Consider the following 18,830-nt stretch of genomic DNA (forward strand, 5'->3'; position numbering starts at 1 on the left):
GCTACAACCAATTACTCTCGCATATGTTTTAGTATAAAAACTATATATAGTGCTAAAACTCTTCAAACTCTTTTCAAAAAGACCTTATATCATTTCAATGTGTTAATTACATCAATATTGCTACACCATAGAGTTATAGAACCTCGGGGACTTCTGTTAGAGACATAGCTATTCGGTATCCTACATATAAAAATAGGATAGTATTCTAAACAGTCTGATTTAGAACATTAAGTATAGATAGGTGAGAAAGGTTCAGAACAACGTTTCTGAATATAAATGAGAGGTATATGGTACCGTCATCAGCTATCATTAGGATTGTTACTTGTTTTCGAGTTTCTTGACCATGTCTATGTATTCTTGTGTTGTTCTCCATCTTTTTCTCGATTCACCGCTCTTTATCTGTTCCACAAATGTGTTGAACCATTTCCAGTCTCTTTCATAGACATGATAAGAATCAGCTACATGTATATAGTGACCAACAGAAATCCCCAGCTGATTAGCTATGTATTTCTGTAGTTCTGTGAATGCATACATGTTCATGTATGTAGCTTTCAAAGCATCATTGCTTCTCATATGTACATGTAGAACTAGTTTATTGTCTATAACTCTAAACCACATTCTCTGTAGACAAGGTGGATGCTCTGTCTCTAGATCTCTCCATGGTTGCCAAGTTATTGCTTGTGCTCTTCTGCTGTAGGGTGCTTTCTTTAGCTTCTCAATAATCTTCTCTATCTGATTAACAACAACACCATTTGGTAGTCTATAGCTAAATAATCTTTCGTGATATGTGTAGCCGAACTTTTCGACAAGATGGTCATGAACACCATACACAACTTCATCAACATACTCTAGCAAACCCTTGAGAGAACCCGCAACAATACCTCTGAGATGCACTCTAGGCTCTGAGAAAGGTTCTTCAACAACTATAGCAGCAGGAGCATCAATAGATTTCTCACCATACTCAGTATCAATAACTATCCCCAGATTCTTAAGCTCAACCAAACTCTTCTCCCATGCCTCAGGCAAACTCTTAGCATACACATATACAATCAACACACTACACCAGAAACTATCTGTATCGTCTCTAATTTATATTCTGAGAGACTATTCAGAATGTGTTATCTATCTCTATATAGATATATCGATTAAATACTTAGATTAACACTTATATTCTGAAAGCAATAATGTATCTAGAAATGCATCTAGATGAGTTGATTTAGCCATGAAGAGATTGTTTGATACACATCTATATGAGGTTGGATTCAATAATATAGTTGACTTCTTCTACAGACTAGCCGATGTTAGTGATAAACTTAGATCGAATGGTCTCTACTTTAGATATGGTCCAGAAACATTACCAGACACAATAACTGTTCCTGCTAAAGGTACTCTGAAGGTTAAGTATGGGTTCCCTGTGTTCCAAAAATATGGAGTATGTATGGATGTTACTAATGTCGAGCAAGCAGTAATAGCTGAAGAAGCTGGAGCAGTTTCGGTTATGGTCCTAGATAAACTTCCTTATGATGTTAGGAAAAGCGGTGGTGTAGCTAGAATGGCCAGCGTTAAAAGGATAGAGGAGGTTCTTGAATCCGTAACTATACCAGTTATGGCTAAAGTTAGGATAGGTCACTACATGGAGGCAAAAGTTCTCGAACAAATAGGTGTAGATATGATAGACGAGTCTGAAGTTTTGACACCTGCAGATGAGGAAAGACATATAAACAAGTGGTTATTCAAGATACCGTTTGTTAATGGTGCTAGAGATCTTGGAGAAGCTTTGAGAAGGATATACGAAGGAGCATCGATGATCAGAACCAAGGGAGAAGCTGGCACAGGAAATGTTTCTGAAGCTGTGAAACATATGAGGTCGATAATGGAGAGCATAATGGTTGTTGTCAGCATAGCTCCAGAGGATAGAATGAGAAAGGCCAGAGAATATGGTGTACCCTATGAATTGGTCGATCTTACAGCTAGACTGAAGAGATTACCTATAATTAATTTCGCGGCTGGAGGCATAGCTACACCCGCTGATGCAGCTCTACTTATGTGGCTCGGTTCGGATGGGGTATTCGTTGGTTCAGGTATATTCAAGTCTCAAGATCCTCAAACAAGAGCAGAAGCAATAGTTCTTGCTACATCTATGTGGTATGATCCTGAAACTGTAGCAGAAGCACAGGCTATGATAGATGAATCAAAGAGTATGATGGGTATAGATATAAGGCAGTTGAAACCTGAAGAACTTCTTCAGGTTAGAGGGATATAGTTATGAACATAGGGGTACTTGGGTATCAAGGAGGTATAGACGAACACAAATATATGGTAATTGAATCATGTAGGGAATTGAATATACAGTGTAACGTGGAAACAGTAGTTAAACCTCAACAGCTAAATAAGCTAGATGGTCTCATAATACCTGGTGGCGAATCAACAACAATAGTTAAGCTAGCCAAGAGGTACAATATGGTTGAGGAGATCAGAAGTAAGGTGATAGAGGGATTACCTGTCTTAGGTACTTGTGCAGGAGCAATATTCTTGGCAAAGAGGGTTACAGATCTAAAAACAAGAAAAGAACTTCAAGGTACAATAGGTTTGTTAGATGTTGTTGTCGTCAGAAACTTCTATGGTAGACAGAAGGAAAGTTTCGAAATAGATCTAGAGATACCTACTTTAGGAGAAAAACCATTTAGAGCTATATTCATAAGAGCTCCAGCAATCATCGAGATCTCAGGTAAAGTCAAGCCTCTGGCTATCTATGGAGAAAACTATGTGTTTGTACAACAAGACACTATACTGGCTGCAGTATTTCATCCGGAGCTATCAGGCGATACAAGAATACATAGATACTTTCTAGAGATTGTTAAAAAATAAAGAATAGCATAAAGAGGGGTATGATATCTTATTTATAATTACTTTTATGGTTTTATGGTATATATTGTTTAAGGTATTTCACAGATGCTTCTAGATTCTTTAGGACCTCTTCATCTGGATACTCGAATGGGGGTATATACTCTAGAAGTAGGTATACTTCTTTAGCTCCCGAAGCTTCTATTGCTTCAACAACTTTATCCGGCTTTATGATACCTATCCTGTTGTATTCTTCAGTAAAAGGCCAATGTCTATCTCCTTTACCATCCGTTTGCTGTATATGTATTGCAGGTGATTTTGGGGCAAATCTCTTTAGCCATTCATAGGGATCAGCTTCCATACCCTGTAATGTACATTGATGACCCAGATCTATATTTAGGAGTACAGATACTCCAGGACCTTCATTGGCTTTAACAAGTATTTCTTCTGTCTCGTTCATTGTCCAAGGAGTTTCTCTAGGAACAGGCATAGGCTCCCATAAGATCATTTCTAGTCCTTTTGCTTTAGCATATATTCTTAAAGCTTTCATGTTATCTATTAATGCTGAGTCTATGTATGTTCTTCTTTTCGGATCATTATAGTCTTTCACACTTTTAGCAGCTATATGACCCCCGGTAGCTTTTACCGATATTTTAGAGGTAAAGTCTATAGCCTTCATATACCAATCTAGAGCATCATACCTCATTACCGGGTCTGGATGTGATAGTAGATTGAATGAGTATGCAGCTAAACCGGTAAATGTTGAATGGATAACTATTCCATACTTCTTTATAGCGTCCAGGATAAGATTAGCCATATGTTCTACAGCATCATGTGTAGATCTAGGGTCAAGTAGATCATATGAAAACTGAACATACTTTACATCAAGTTTAGCCACTATTTCTGCCCATTCATCTGGCATAGGCCATCGTTTAACAGCCCAACTAAGATTCAAACCTAGATGTAGTTTAGCCATAGTCTCTTCCCACACCTATTACCTTTGTAGCTAAAGATTATAAATTTATCCATGAAGATTTTGAGATCAGTAGGAAGTCTTATCAATAGATTAATATTCTACTAAATCTCTTTTTAAAACATCGTTGTCTATCGACGATACACAATGTCTCGTCATGAGATTTGCATAACAATTCGAATTCTTTTTCCTTCCTTTTCTAGTTTTAGGTATCTCGGTATCTGACAACACTAAGGTTATATGCGTTAAACTTATTATGTTGTCCTGAATACGATAGTAGCTTGGGTATCTATGGCATATAAGCCAAAGGTGGATTTCGAACCTTATCACACATGGATAGACAAGAGTTATGCACCAGATCTTAAGAATGATGTTATTGTTACCTTTAGAGTAACACCAGCTGAAGGCTTCAGTATAGAAGAGGTTGCAGGTGGTATTGCTGCTGAAAGTAGTACAGGTACCTGGACCACGCTCTATGTATGGTATGATCAGAATAGATTAGAGAAACTCAAGGGCAGAGCATACTTCTTTAAAGACTTGGGCGATGGTTCTTGGCTCATTAGAATTGCATATCCTGTAGAGCTTTTTGAAGAGAATAACATGCCTGGTTTCTTAGCTAGTATTGCTGGAAACATCTTCGGTATGAGGAGAGCTAAATGGCTTAGAGTAGAGGATATGTATCTTCCATATGATTTCATCAAATATTTCAGAGGCCCTGTTAAAGGTGTTAAAGGTGTTAGAGATATATTCAAAGTCTATGACAGGCCTATTGCAGGTACAGTACCGAAACCTAAAGTAGGCTATACTGCAGATGAAGTAGAGAAACTAGCTTACGAGATTCTAAGCGGAGGCATGGACTATATAAAGGATGACGAAAACCTTGTTAGCCCAAGTTACTGTCGTTTTGAAGCAAGAGCAAAATCGATAATGAAGATCATAGACAAAGTCGAGAAAGAAACAGGTGAGAGAAAGGTATGGTTTGCTAACATTACTGCTGATGTTAGGGAAATGGAGAAAAGACTAAAGCTTGTAGCTGATTATGGTAACCCATACATAATGGTTGATGTAGTTGTCACAGGTTGGTCTGCTCTAACATATATCAGAGATCTAGCTGAAGAATACGGTCTAGCTATCCACGCACATAGAGCTATGCATGCAGCTATAACGAGAAATCCATACCACGGTATCTCAATGTTCACATTAGCTAAACTTTTCAGGATAATAGGTGTTGATCAACTACATATAGGTACACCAGAAGTAGGTAAGCTAGAGGCAAAGACCATAGATGTTATAAGGAATGCTAAAGTACTTAGAGAAGATCCATTCACACCAGATAAAGATGATATATTCCATCTCGAGCAACACTTCTACCATATAAAACCATCAGTACCAACATCATCTGGAGGACTACATCCAGGAACTCTTCCAGAGGTTGTTAAAGTATTAGGTAGAGATTGTGTTATACAAGTAGGTGGCGGCACTATAGGTCATCCAGACGGTCCTAGAGCTGGTGCAGCTGCTATCCGACAAGCACTAGAAGCTATCGTCAAAGGAATACCTCTAGATGATTATGCTAAAGATCATCCAGAACTTAGGAAAGCTCTCGAGAAATGGGGATATGTGAGACCGATATAAATAAAGACAATTATTTTTAAATAAATATCTTCTACTTTATTACCTAGTCTATGAAATATTTGGGTAGAAATTCATGAATCTATATGATATACTTGAAAGATATCTTTATAGTAATATTCCAAGCGCTCTCTTCATTGATATAGATGGCGTGATGACCGTAGCTAGAGGTAGCTACGTGATGGATCTTGAAGTAGTTGGTTTTTTGAGAGAATTAGAGTCGAAAGGTGTTCCTGTGTATCTCGTTTCTGGTAATGCTTATCCAGTGGTACTGACTTTGCAAAGATACCTGGGTCTTTCATCTATATTTATAGCTGAGAATGGTTGCGTCATTCAGATGCATGAAGAAGTCTTAAAAATATGTAAAGAATCTCTAGATAGTTTAGCTGATGTAATCTCAAAAAGTTTCAGTCTCAAGCCATCACCAAGTAACGCTTACAGATTATGTGACAGGGCATTTCATGTACCTAAAGAAATCAGGAGTGATGTTCATGCTGTTAGAGAGCTTGAGAAAAAGATAATGCATCTATACCCAGATATCCATGCATTATACACAGGTTACGTCATACATATCTACCCTAAGTATTGTTCAAAAAGCTCAGGTATCAGAATTGTGGCTGAGAAACTCGGTATGGATCTCAAAAAAGCTGTAGCTATAGGTGATAGTGTAACAGATATTGACATGATTAAAGCTGTAGGAATAGGTGTAGCAACAGGTGATGCTGATGAAGAGCTTAAAAAAGAGGCAGTAATAGTTTTACCATTTAGAGCTTCGGAATCAACAAAGTTCTTCCTGAAAAACCTGCTATCATATATAGAGATTAAATTTCGAGTCTCAAGCTCTATATAGATCTTGCAATTTTAGCCATCTCCTTATGAATGCATCTTTATATGGTCTATACACCTCAACCAAAGCTTCATCAGGTTCTACAGTATCAATAGGCTTCAAGAACATTCTTTTAACTTCATCTATAGAGCTATAGAATCTGTTTCTAATCAATAAGGGTATTATTACCCCTGTACCAACAAGATCTCCATGAACTATGATTTTCTTTCCATATACTGAGGCTCTAATCTTGTTCCATATCTTGGATTTGGTGCCACCACCAGTTAAATTGACACAATTTGTATCTATACTGAAGAGCTCTCTAAATAATTCAATAAAATAGTTTTCAAGCAATGTTATTCCAAGCATAATGCTTCTAATGAATCTCCCTAAAAGTATTTCTCTAGGTTCATCCGAAATCTTTATACCTGTTATAGCTGGCTCTAATAACGGATTGTATGTAGGACCTCTATCGCCATAGGGAAAGAACATATACTCGCTACCAGCTTTAACTTTCTCGACATACTCAGAAGCCTTATCTAGAGGCATTCCAAGGACTTTTTCTGAATACCATGAGAGAAATGCTCCAGTAAATCCTGTTGCAGATCCTGCTAAATACCCCTTTATCGGATGTATATGGTAATAAAGTGCTGGATGAGTTACAATTCTGTCAACAACTATCTTCGGTACAGTTGTTGTACCTATGTACATGTTTATGTCCCCTATATCTATAGCACCACCAGCTATAGCTGCAGCATTACCATCTGTTAACCCTTGATAAAGTCTAGCATTTTTAAGACCAATTTTTTCAGCAAATCTGCTTTTTGCAATACCTATAGCTTCACCTACTGGAGCTAGTTTAGGTAATTTATCTGCATCTATACCTAGTTCATCATATAGTGGGTAGAACCATGTTGGTGGAGAAGATGTGATATCTATGCCGAACTTCAAGGCATTTGTGTAGTCCATGTATACATCTTCCCATATCTCGCCTTCATCATAGTACAGCTTGTATAGAAGATATGTTGTTGGTGAAATAAACCAGTGGACGTTACTGTAGATATCATGGTGTTCAATCTTTAACTTCAGGATCTTTACAGGAGGTGATGTTTGATCTATTTTAACACCTTTCTCGTTCAACTTCTTGATAGAGCTATAGTTTTTGATCTTTTCGTACCATTCATCAATTCTTTCATAGTACATTATGGGACCGTGAATCACTTCACCATATCTATTGACACCTATTAAGGTTCCAGAGGTACTTGTGACAGATACATGTTTTTCACAATCGGTGCATTCTTTAACAATGTTTGGTACAGAAGCTTCTAATGCTCGCAACCATTCTTCACAAGTTTGATTATGGATAGACTCCTTACCCATAGCTACCAGGTTTCCCTCAATATCGTATACCTCTACCCTAATACCACTACTACCTAAATCTATTCCTATAAAGAGTTGCTTCATAGAGTCACCAGAGGACGAAAAATAGAAAACATAGTTTTAGAATTTAAATCTTATTTAAAAGTTGTGTATATAGGTTAGGGTTCTACTATTACTTCAGCTAACACTTTCTCTAAATTGTTGCTGAATCTAAATGCTACTATATCATAGTATGGCGATAAATCTACTATATTCCATCCCTGCTCTAGGTTTACAGAATCTTCATAAACTTTTGTAAGCAAATTGTATTCTGCAATACTCATCTTCACCTTATCTGATACATATATTCTCATTTTCCTTACAGTAAATCCTTTAAGAGGTATACCACCGAACCATCCTTCTATACCTGTTTCATCAAGCTTATAAAATCCATCGAATACCCATAATCTAAGAGAATTCCAAGGTTTTGTGAATAACTCTTTCACAGGTATAGCATATATGCCTCCATCACCTGTTCTGTAAGTATATGCTGGACAGTGATTTGCATATGATGCTCCTAGATATACATATTCTCCATCTGATATCATACCCGAAACGAAGCCTGAGAGAGACACTATCTGCGGTACAACAGGATCTACTCTCACTAAGAGTCCAAATGTGGTTCTAAGTGTAGGTTCTGTTAGTCCTTCAGATGGATTAACAGCTATAATAGGTATTCCAAGGGGGTAAACCTTCTGTGTTCTAAGTCCAGGTATATATGGAGGTCTCTCTGATTCGGGACTAACAATCTCTAGAAACGGATAGAGAATATGTCTATCTCTATAGGGATCACTAACTATCAGTGTACCCCCGTAAAACGATATCAATCGATTTTGTATCTGTACTATTTGACCACCATCTCTCTTTATAGAAATTTTCTTATCTGGGTCTAAAGCAAAATTGAAGTCTTCAATAAGTCTACTTTCTCCACTGAGGGTATCGTATATAGCTACAGCGGATTTCTCCATATGAGCTGGATTGAATAGTGTAGCAAATATTTTATCGTCTTTCATCTCCATCTTATATACTGTCCTGTTTCTAATTATCCATTCAACTTTTTTATCATTTAGAGATATCCTCCATAAACCTAGTTCTGCATATCCATCAGCTCTACTAAAGTACAGTATATTGTCATGTCCATCATACAAGAGATCTGTTACCTCTCCATACCAATGGTTTGGAGGAAGTTTATCATCCCATTTCCTAGACCATAGAAGCTCTACTTTACCATTTTCATCAACTGTATGTATATGGCTGTACTTCTCTCTCATATCTTGTTTAGCAAGAGTTCTATCCGTAGATACGAGCAGTCCTGGAGGAGCCTTCATCCAGCCACCTATGAATACGTATTCTCGAGACCATGTTATAGCACCATGAGTATCTCCTCCAGCTCTAGGCGGTCTACCAATTAATGCAAAATCATATATAATTTTTCCATCCATATATATTTTTCCTGAATGACCCTCATGTACAACAAATGCGCCATTGACTGGGTGAAAAGCCATATAGAAACATCTGAATTGATTTTGACCCATACCTACTTCGTCATGCTGTACGTATCTTTTTAAGTGAAGATTTGGTCTACCCAAGGGAGAGACCCAAAGTAGGGGTGTAGGTTGTATAACTTAATAAGTTTATATATATATCATCTATTCATTTGTATATTCTCCTATGATTAGGAGAACTAAACAAACAAGGATGAACTAGTTAAAAAAATAATAATGTTTGGTAATCATTTTATTCTATATATGCTTCGGCAGTAAATATCTTTCTCTCTTTGAGTTCTATAGTTTCTCCAACAATTTTGATCGTTGTTTCAAAGATACTTTCTTCGCTATTGCGTCCAACAACTACCTTGTATTCACCAGGTTCTATAACAAGTTTTGTATCCCTATTGTAAAATGCTAGAAGTTGTGTAGGTATTTTGAATGTCACTCTCCTTCTTTCTCCAGGCTTGATCTTTATCCTCTTAAATGCTTTCAGCTCCTTAACCGGTAACGCTAAACTATTGTAAGTTCTGGCAATGTATATCTGTACAACTTCATCAGCTTCATACCCACCTATGTTCTCGACCTCAACTGATATCCTGATTTCTCCAGCTATTGGTACTTCTAGTGGCTCTACGTTGATGCTAGTATACCTAAATTCTGTATAACTTAGTCCATAACCGAATGGATACAAAGGTTTAGAAGGCATCTCTATATACTCGCCAAATGATGAAGGTCTTCTTGAATAGTATATCGGTAGCTGACCACTTGATCTAGGTAGAGATACAGGCAGTCTCCCACTTGGTGAATAGTCACCGAAAAGAATATCAGCTATAGCATTACCGCCTTCAGCACCTAGTTTCCAACACCATAGAATAGCCTTTACATCTTTCTGTACATTTTCTAGAGACATAGGTCTTCCAGCTACAACAACAAGAACTACAGGTTTGCCTAAATTACTAATACTCTTAACTAGCTCCTCTTGTGGTTTTGTTAGAGAGAGATCTGTTCTATCAATACCTTCACCTGAGGTACATCTATTCTTATCAAATATGCAGGAAATATCACCAATAACAATCACAACTACATCAGCTTTACTAGCTATAGCAATAGCCTCATTAAGCATATTAAGGTCTGAGGTTTGTACCTCACAACCTTTAGCATATGAAACTGACGACGGATCTATCTTGTTCCTTATCCCTTCGAGAACCGTCACTATATGTATATCAGGTTGAACTAAACCTATGTGTGATGCGTAATGATAATCACCCAACATAGCGAAAGGATTATCTGCAAGAGGACCTACCACCGCAATCTTTATGTTAGATTTCGGTAAGGGTAGTACTCCATCGTTCTTTAGCAACACTATAGATTTTCTCGCAACTTCACGTGCAAGCTCTCTATAGCTGGGGCCATCTATGGTTTCTGGAACTCTTGCTTCATCTACATATGGATTATCAAAAAGCCCCAATAGATACTTGACGTAGAGAACTCTTTCAACACCTCTATCTAGAAGTTCCTCGGGTATCTCTCTCTTCCTTACAGCTTCTACAAGCTCTTTAAAACAGTCATTATGCGGAAGCTCTATATCTACGCCAGCTGATAAAGCTAGTATTGCCGCTTCTTTGCAACTTTTTGCAACTCTATGAACAGTATTAAGCATCCTTACACCCCAATAGTCAGATACAACAATTCCATCGAATCCCCACTCGTATCGAAGTATCTTGCTCAGTAGTTCGTCATTAGCATGACACGGTATTCCATCGATTTCATGGTAAGCAGGCATTACAGATTTTAGTTTAGCTAGCTTCACGACTGCTTCAAAAGGATATAGATGAATATTTCTAAACTCTCGAACACCTATATTTACAGACGCTATATTTCTACCCCCTTCAGGAACACCATGTGCAGCAAAATGTTTTGCTGTAGCAACTACGTAAACTCTATCTCCATCGCCTTGCAGACCTCTAACATATGCTATACCCATAGCCGCTACCAAATTGTGGTCTTCGCCAAAGGTTTCTTCACATCTACCCCATCTAGGATCTCTACATAGATCTAGTACAGGCGATAAACAATGCTTAACACCAACCAGCAATGCTTGTTCTCTTATCTTTTCTGCAACGTTTTTAACGAGGTCGGGATCCCATGTGCTTGCTAATGCTAAAGGTATTGGAAACATAACAACAGAAGGTCCCATTAATCCTGAGAGACATTCCTCATGCACTATAGCTGGTATTCCCAATCTAGTTTTTTCAATCAAGAACTTCTGGATCTTATTAACTATTTTAGCAACTTCTCTAGGTTTGAACCCTAGTTTTGATCCTGCTACTCTACTTATCTGTCCAATTCCATGCTTTATAAGTTGTTCAGCTTTAGCTTCAGAGAAATCACCATTCTCAATGAGATCATCAACAAATATCGAGGTCAGTTGAGCAATTTTTTCCTCTATACTCATCTTTTTGGTGATTTCTTTGATCTTGCAGTAAATAGTGTTTCACCAAAGCAAAGTAAAATGATATAGGTATAAAAATATTTTCATTTATGTCGGTAGAATATTGTAAAAATATTGTGAAAGGTAATGCATAGTCCAGATGTTTTAGATATATACACCAAGAATTTCTCTCAAAAGTTTCTGAGATTCTATAGGATTATTCAATTCTATAGTTTTTCTTATCTTACTCCAGCCAACCTTCTCTAAAGCATTATAGAGTGCTTTAATGTTATATATACTTTGTCTAACCATTTCGGCTGCATCTAGATATCTTGGGAATAGATCTAGTCCATACCAACCATCGTATCCTATCTCGTGTAGCCAGTAGAGTAGTTCAATGAATTCTAGTAGATGTACACTCGCGGGAAAGAGATCTAGATCTACTTCTGTGAATATATCGTTTAGATGTAGATGATACAGAGCTCTATACCTGGATATAAGGACTATAGTTTCGGGTACATATTCTTTTGCTAGCTTTGCATGTGCAAATTCAACATTTATACCTACATTATTTACTCCCTGGGACTTCAACTCAAGAATTGTTGTTAGAGCCCTGGCAGCTGAACCATGAAGAAGATAGCTTGCTGGATCCTCTATTTTATACTCTAGTGCTACCTTTAGATCTGAACCATATTCTGATATCTCCTTTATCGCTGAAACATAGTTGTCCCATAGCTTCCTGTAATCTGTTGTGAGAGGAAGGTCAAAACCTTCTCTACCAGGCCATATAATGAGCATTTTTGCCCCAAGTTCTCTAGCAATATCTATAGCCTTCTTGCACCTATCTATAGCCTTTCTCCTAGTATTTTCATCAAGTGCCGAAAGAGCTCCTCGAGCCCATTGAGCTTCTTGAGAAAGTACTGGAGCTATACCAACAGCCTCAATACCGTGATCCAATAGAGCATCTCTAACATCTTTAACATTACTTTCATCAACTTCTGTAGGATAGTGAAACTCTAGTCCTTTAAGATCATCTACTCTACTTGCTTCATGTACTAAATTCACGATATTTTTAGCCACTTTATAACCTGTAGGCGCAAAACGTTCTACACCTGCTCCAAAAACCCATATTCCTGTGGAAAATCTTATTCTCATATATCTTAACCCGACTAACTAAGTGTGGTTTAACTACTATAAAAATGTACTCTTAATGAAATCATAGAAATCTGAACAATTAGAATAATGATTGGATTTAGAATTAAAAAATAATTAATATAACACAATATTACTTCTTTTTAATGAACCAACCTATAGCTAAACCAACAATAAGCAACACTATACCTACTACTATGGTCATTGTCCAATCAGTAACAGTTACTTCTGTTGTAGTTGTAGTTGTTGCAACAGTTGTTCTCACCTCCGTCTTTGTAGATACTGCTGTTGATGTTACGGTTACTGCAGCTTGTGTAACAGTAGATACTGCTGTTGATGTTACGGTTACTGCAGCTTGTGTAATTGTGGTTGGGACTGTAATTGTGGTTGGGACTGTAATTGTGGTTGGGACTGTAATTGTGGTTGGGACTGCAGCTCCTGCAGCTTTCTGTAGCTCATCAAAGAATACAGATGCTGATATTCTATTGCGTGGCTTTAGGAACTCTGGAACAGTATCTACATCAGCTGTTCCTGGCTGAATCTCTTTAGATGATTTAATCTGGAAGAGAACGAATAGGAATCCTGGATCCCAATTTGTGGCATAGAATGCTCCGTACTTGTTTATTCTGTCTATGTTTGGCCAGCCAACCCAGTATTGTTCAGAATACTGGTACCAGTGAGGATCTTGACCAAATATAAGGAACGGTAGATCTCTAAGCCATATCTCTTGCAGTAATCTATAGAGATATGATCTTCTGCTTTCATCCCATGTTCTACCAACTTCGTCTAGCAACCAATCGGCCACAGGGTTCTTGTACCTGGATATAGGTCCTCCCCATGGATTTGTTGGTAACCTTGAGTCCATAGCTACATCAAAGTTTATCCATGGTGAAGCTGCACCCATTCTCGTGCTATGCAACCACCATGTGGCTTCATAATCTCCTTTACTAATACTGTCCCATACCACGCTAAAGTCTTTCTGATCAACTATAACATCTATTCCCAACTCTTTTCTCCATATCTCTGCAAATACTGTCGCTGAACCTATTACTGGTACCCAACCTGCTGGAACTATTACCGAGAATCTAAATGGTTTTCCATCAGGTAACTCTCTGATTCCATCACCATTTCTATCAATTATACCAGCTTCATCAAGCAACTTTCTGGCATTCTCTATTGTAGCTTCTCCCAAGAAGTTCTCTATAAGATCTTTAGCCAAGTATTTTTCTGTTCTTTCGAGAAGAGGTATTATAGGAACAGGATATACTCTTGCAGGAATGAGGTAGCCTGAGAAAGCAGCTTCAGAAGCTTTTTTAAGTGCTTCCATGTTGTTTGCAAGCATGACATAGTATAGAGCTTTTCTAACTCTTATGTCATTAAATGGATATTTTTCTAGATTGAATGCAAAGAATACAACGCTACCTCCGAACATACAAGGTGGACAGTTCTTGTTATCGAATGTTCCTTTTGTTGGATCTGAATTGATTATCTCCCATAATCTGTCAACGAAGTGGGACATGTGGTCTCTGTTTCCTTGTATCCATTCAAGTCTTACTTGTTCATCGCTCTTAGGTGATATGTGCATTACATATTTAGGTGCAGGTAACCCGAAGTATTTCTTGCCCCACCAATTGTCAATTCTTTCATAGACCCAGGTATCTCCAGCCCAGTAAACAGGTCTATACGGACCTCCTACAACAATTTTATCGAATTCTGTATCCATGAACTCTGTAGCTATTTTACAGCCCATTTCATTGTATAGTTTCTCCCATCTATGCTTAGGTAGAATAAGCCATGTAAGTACATCTACTATTCTGTAGTAGTTAACGTTGGTTTTATTTATATGGAATCTGACTGTCTGTGGATTAACTGCTTCTACAGCTGATATATAGTTCCATATATAGCTTCCGGCTGTTGAACATAACCTGTTCACCTCAAATGACCATACAACATCATCAGCAGTAATGGATTTTTCATCAGACCAGTAAGCATCTGTCTTTAGAGTAATTTCTAATGTGTATTGATCTACCCATCTAAAGCTTGTAGCCAGATAAGGCACAAAGTCGTCAGAGTAAGGTCCATAGACAAATGGTCGAGGATACATCAGTATGTCTGTACCCCAGGCGTATCTTCCAGAGACTAATGGATTGAAACCTCCAGGGGTTCCCCATTGTTGTGATATTATTGCTGTTTGATCTCGTGGAAATTCTTGTGCATAAACTGTGGATGAGATTACAGGTAATATTAGTGCTAATGTTAGTATTAGAGCTAATGATACCATAAATATTTTATTTTTCATGTTTACACCCTACTCTAGGATAACTATATTGTTATGGGTTCTCTTTAAAAATATTGATGAAAGTGTATAAGGATGTAGAAGTGGTTCATAACTGTTTGAACCATGAGGTATAGAGTTTTGGTACTGAGTTTAGTAGGTTTTGTGTGTATTCATGTTTTGGATTGTTGAGGATTTCCTCTGGAGTTCCTTCTTCGATTATTTTACCCTTATACATGACCAATATTCTATCACTTACATATGTGGCTAGTCCTAGATCGTGTGTTATAAACATTATTGATATTTTCAATTCTTCTCTAAGTCTCGTGAATAGATTTAGTATACTGAGTCTTAGCGTGGCATCTATCATACTTGTAGGCTCGTCAGCTATTACCAGCTTTGGTTTTATTAGGAATATTCTGGCTATCAGTATCCTTTGCCTCATACCTCCAGAGAGCTCAAAAGGTCTTCGTTCGAGAACTTCTTCTGGTATAAGTCCAACTGATTGTAGAGCTTCTCTAACTAAGTTCATTTTTGTTTCATTATCATAGTTATGCTCAAATAGGTTAAAAACTCTTAAGAGATCGTCTCTGATTCTATGTGTTGGATTAAATGATGAGAAAGGATCCTGAAAAACCCCATTAACATTTCTCCAATACCACTTAAGATCGTTTTTCGATTTAAGATCGTGCCATATATCTTTACCCATAAAGACTATGGAACCTGATGTAGGTTTCAACAATCTTAGAATAATTCTTGCTGTTGTTGTTTTACCCGAACCACTTTCGCCCACAAGAGATATGATTTCGCCTTCCTTTACATCAAGACTCACATTGTCGACAGCCAGGATCATCTTGTGTGTAATCAAACCTGATCTATAGGTTTTTGTTAAGTTTTTAACATTGAGTAGAGTCATATGTGTTACCTCATCTCTTTAGATATAACCAACATGCAACATAACTATTTTGTCCTAGTTTTTCAAGTTTTGGCTCTTCTCTTCTACATGTATCCATAGCGAATGGGCATCTTGGATGAAATCTACAGCCAGGTGGAGGATTTATTAGGCTCGGAGGTTCACCGGCTAACGCTAGTGATAGTACTTTTTTCACTCTTTCTACTATCTGTGTTTCTGGTGTGAGTATCGAGAACATAAGTGCTTTAGAGTATGGATGTAATGGATTATGTATGATTTCTTCTGTTGGACCATCTTCAACTATCTTACCTGCATACATAACTACGATCCTATCGGCAATTTGTCTCACAGTGGCTATGTCATGTGATATGAATAGGATGCTTTTTACCAACCCTCTCACAAAAATACTGTGTATTGTGGAGAGCACTATTTTTTGTGTTGATACGTCCAATGCTGATGTTGGTTCATCAGCCATCAGTAGCGATGGATTAAGCAGTGTTGCTAATGCTATCAGTATTCTCTGCCTCATACCGCCCGAAAGTTCGAAGGGATACATATTCAGACTTTCTACTGGTAAGTTTAGCTCCTTTAGTCTTTTTTCTGCTAGTTCTGTTATCTTCTCTGAATCGATATCGGTTTTCTCCGATAATACGTCAACTATAAAGTTCTTTATCTTGACCGTAGGTACTAGAGCGTTCATAGCTGATTGTGGTATTATAGAAACTTTAACTCCAGCTATTCTTTTTCTAGCTTGATTAAGAGGCATTTCTGTAACATCAATACCATCTATAACTATTTTACCGTCAATAAGTTTGAGTGGTGGAACTATGTCGAGTGCTAAAGTTTTTGCTAATGTTGATTTACCGCATCCAGATTCACCAACAATACCTACAATGCTTCTCTCGTTTACTATGAGATCTACATTATCAACAGCTTTTACTGTACCTTTGCGTAGGATGTAGTAAGCTTTTAGCTCTCTAGTTTCTAAAACCACCATCATATTCACCTAAATTTATACAGAGCCTACTTTTGGTGAAAAGTATTCATCTAACGATATGGCTATCATGTAGAGGGAGAGATATATAGCTATTATTGCTATTGTTGGTGGTACGAATGTCCACCATATGCCTTGTGTAATGTTTGCATATAGCTGAGCTATATATAGTACAAGTCCTAGGGTGATGTCTTTAGTCATACCTATGCCTATTACTGTTAAACCAACTTCAGACATAACAGCAAAAGAGAATACCATTGCGAAAGCTGCCAATACATATGGAGAGATAACCGGTAGAATATCTCTAACAATTATGCTGAATCTAGAAGCTCCAGAGAGAACAGCCATATTTATATACTCTGACGAGAGTATGCTCATAGATCTGGATCTGAATCCTCTCGCCCATCCACCCCATGATGTTATACCTATAACAAATGCTACAAGCCATAGATTCCTTTCTGGTAGATATGCAGCCAAAACCATCATTAGTAGGATAGCTGGTATTATTATGAAGATTTCTGAAACCGTCAGTATAGCTTTATCCACTAATCCCCCGAATACTGCTGCTATAGTTCCAAGAAATATCGCTAATGCTAAAGCTATACCGGAAGCTACTGAACCCACCAACAGAGATCCTCTTATACCGTGAAGGAATTGCGCTAAAACGTCTCTTCCTAGAGCATCTGTTCCCAATGGATATTTTGTTGATGGTGGTAGATATCTTCTATCGACCATTCTGCCGGGATCAACTTTATAGAAAATTGGACCTATGAGTCCTGTAAGAACTATGGCAGCGAATATCGCGATACCTATGACAAACTTTTTTATCCTTAGTATACCGGGTATCTTCAACTTTATGCACCTACATATGCATATCTAACTCGTGGATCGATAACAGCAAACATGATCTCTGATATAAAGTTGGCTAGTATTATTGTCCCTATCAGTATTACGAAGAAGCCCTGTATCAACATATAGTCTGTAGACTGTAGTGCTCTCCAGAGAGCTGTGCCTATACCAGGGTAATTGAACACTATTTCAGTTATAACTGAACCGGCCACGCTCCATCCTAAAACTATTGCTAAACCAACTATTTGTGGTAGAGCTGAGCACTTAAAGAGGTATCTCATGGTCTTTTTTTGCGAAAGTGCTAGAACTCTGACGTAGTCCATGTAATCTGTTGTCAATTCTTGTAAAGCAATATTCCTCATACTTAGTCCCCATCCACCTAAAGATGTTAGGAATATTGATGTGAATGGTAGTATGTAGTGTCTTAGGTAGTCTAGAACAAATGTTGCAGATAGGCTAGGTCCTAAAGTTGGAGACCATCCACCTCCAGTAGGTAGAATTTTGAGATATACACCAAAAATTAGCAATAGATACATGGCGAATATGTATGGAGGTGTACCTTGAAGAACTGCAAGTAATGGTAGAACGATTTTATCGGTAAGTTTTCCTCTGTTTATAGCTGCTACAACCCCTATGGTGTTTCCTACGATCCATGAAGCTATTATTGCAGGTATAAGTAGAGCTAAAGTCCATGGAAGGTATCGTATAATAATATCGTTAACGGTATTTGGAAAGAACATTATGGATCTTCCTAAATCTCCTCTAAAGAGGTCTTGAATAAATCTGAAGTACTGCTCGTGTAGAGGTTTATCGAGCTGGAAGTACTCTAAAAGCATTCTCTCAACTGCTTTAAGTCTTTCAGGATCGGTTGCACCAGTCTGAACTAGAGAATATATTAGCATGGCTAGTGGGTTTCCTGGGATAAGACGTGGCAATAGGAATATCAATGTCATTGCTACAAAAAACGTTAGGATCATCATGCTAACTCTCTTTATCATAAAAACTATGAATGGATTTAGTTTAGTCACAATA

Annotated in this window: 15 protein-coding genes; 4 read left to right on the forward strand and 11 right to left on the reverse strand. The window is 37.6% G+C overall.

All coding sequences use genetic code 11. The features are described from left to right. Positions 1-318: 318 nt before the first annotated feature. Positions 319-1,053 (reverse strand): thymidylate synthase, encoded by a 735-nt coding sequence (locus QXK50_06900; protein ID MEM2008875.1) that lies wholly within the window; start codon positions 1,051-1,053, stop codon positions 319-321. Positions 1,054-1,222: 169 nt separating this feature from the next. Between QXK50_06900 and pdxS the strand changes: the two genes are divergently transcribed. Both pdxS and pdxT read left to right on the forward strand, forming a co-directional pair. Then, positions 1,223-2,263: a pyridoxal 5'-phosphate synthase lyase subunit PdxS gene (pdxS, locus tag QXK50_06905; protein MEM2008876.1), complete on the forward strand. Its 1,041-nt coding sequence runs from the start codon at positions 1,223-1,225 to the stop codon at positions 2,261-2,263. Positions 2,264-2,265: 2 nt separating this feature from the next. After that, complete coding sequence (gene pdxT, locus QXK50_06910; protein ID MEM2008877.1) at positions 2,266-2,868, forward strand: pyridoxal 5'-phosphate synthase glutaminase subunit PdxT; 603 nt, start codon at positions 2,266-2,268, stop codon at positions 2,866-2,868. A 52-nt stretch (positions 2,869-2,920) separates the two neighbouring features. Here pdxT and QXK50_06915 read toward each other — a convergent pair whose 3' ends face one another. Further along, positions 2,921-3,820: a TIM barrel protein gene (locus QXK50_06915; GenBank protein MEM2008878.1), complete on the reverse strand. Its 900-nt coding sequence runs from the start codon at positions 3,818-3,820 to the stop codon at positions 2,921-2,923. 288 nt (positions 3,821-4,108) lie between these two features. On the opposite strand from QXK50_06915, the gene rbcL reads away from it, so the two are divergent. Continuing rightward, positions 4,109-5,452 carry a type III ribulose-bisphosphate carboxylase gene (rbcL, locus tag QXK50_06920; protein MEM2008879.1) on the forward strand — a complete coding sequence of 448 codons (1,344 nt, stop codon included), beginning with the start codon at positions 4,109-4,111 and terminating at the stop codon, positions 5,450-5,452. A 73-nt stretch (positions 5,453-5,525) separates the two neighbouring features. Beyond that, positions 5,526-6,299 (forward strand): phosphoglycolate phosphatase, encoded by a 774-nt coding sequence (locus QXK50_06925; protein ID MEM2008880.1) that lies wholly within the window; start codon positions 5,526-5,528, stop codon positions 6,297-6,299. Here QXK50_06925 and QXK50_06930 read toward each other — a convergent pair. The 9 genes from QXK50_06930 to QXK50_06970 all read right to left on the reverse strand — a co-directional run bounded on the left by QXK50_06930 (position 6,285) and on the right by QXK50_06970 (position 18,826). Beyond that, positions 6,285-7,739 carry an FGGY family carbohydrate kinase gene (locus QXK50_06930; protein MEM2008881.1) on the reverse strand — a complete coding sequence of 485 codons (1,455 nt, stop codon included), beginning with the start codon at positions 7,737-7,739 and terminating at the stop codon, positions 6,285-6,287. The two genes, QXK50_06925 and QXK50_06930, sit on opposite strands and share 15 nt — an antisense overlap. Before the next feature lie 74 nt (positions 7,740-7,813). Then, on the reverse strand, positions 7,814-9,283 hold the full coding sequence (locus QXK50_06935) for a DUF2139 domain-containing protein (GenBank protein MEM2008882.1): 1,470 nt from the start codon (positions 9,281-9,283) through the stop codon (positions 7,814-7,816). 148 nt (positions 9,284-9,431) lie between these two features. After that, positions 9,432-11,639 (reverse strand): glycoside hydrolase family 3 N-terminal domain-containing protein, encoded by a 2,208-nt coding sequence (locus QXK50_06940; protein MEM2008883.1) that lies wholly within the window; start codon positions 11,637-11,639, stop codon positions 9,432-9,434. A gap of 141 nt (positions 11,640-11,780) precedes the next feature. Beyond that, positions 11,781-12,770 (reverse strand): sugar phosphate isomerase/epimerase family protein, encoded by a 990-nt coding sequence (locus QXK50_06945; protein MEM2008884.1) that lies wholly within the window; start codon positions 12,768-12,770, stop codon positions 11,781-11,783. A gap of 130 nt (positions 12,771-12,900) precedes the next feature. After that, complete coding sequence (locus QXK50_06950) at positions 12,901-15,066, reverse strand: ABC transporter substrate-binding protein (GenBank protein ID MEM2008885.1); 2,166 nt, start codon at positions 15,064-15,066, stop codon at positions 12,901-12,903. A gap of 85 nt (positions 15,067-15,151) precedes the next feature. Continuing rightward, the gene (locus QXK50_06955; GenBank protein ID MEM2008886.1) at positions 15,152-15,958 is read right to left on the reverse strand and encodes an ABC transporter ATP-binding protein; all 807 of its coding nucleotides are present in this window, start codon (positions 15,956-15,958) and stop codon (positions 15,152-15,154) included. Positions 15,959-15,968: 10 nt separating this feature from the next. Further along, entirely contained in the window at positions 15,969-16,952 is a 984-nt protein-coding gene (locus QXK50_06960; protein ID MEM2008887.1) for an ABC transporter ATP-binding protein, read from the reverse strand. Between the two features lie 15 nt (positions 16,953-16,967). Beyond that, positions 16,968-17,801: an ABC transporter permease gene (locus QXK50_06965; protein MEM2008888.1), complete on the reverse strand. Its 834-nt coding sequence runs from the start codon at positions 17,799-17,801 to the stop codon at positions 16,968-16,970. 2 nt (positions 17,802-17,803) lie between these two features. After that, positions 17,804-18,826, reverse strand: coding sequence for an ABC transporter permease (locus QXK50_06970; GenBank protein MEM2008889.1), 1,023 nt, complete (start codon positions 18,824-18,826; stop codon positions 17,804-17,806). Between the last annotated feature and the right edge of the window lie 4 nt (positions 18,827-18,830).

This window comes from Ignisphaera sp., from assembly GCA_038831005.1.
In the GTDB taxonomy this organism is placed as follows: Archaea; Thermoproteota; Thermoprotei_A; order Sulfolobales; family Ignisphaeraceae; genus Ignisphaera.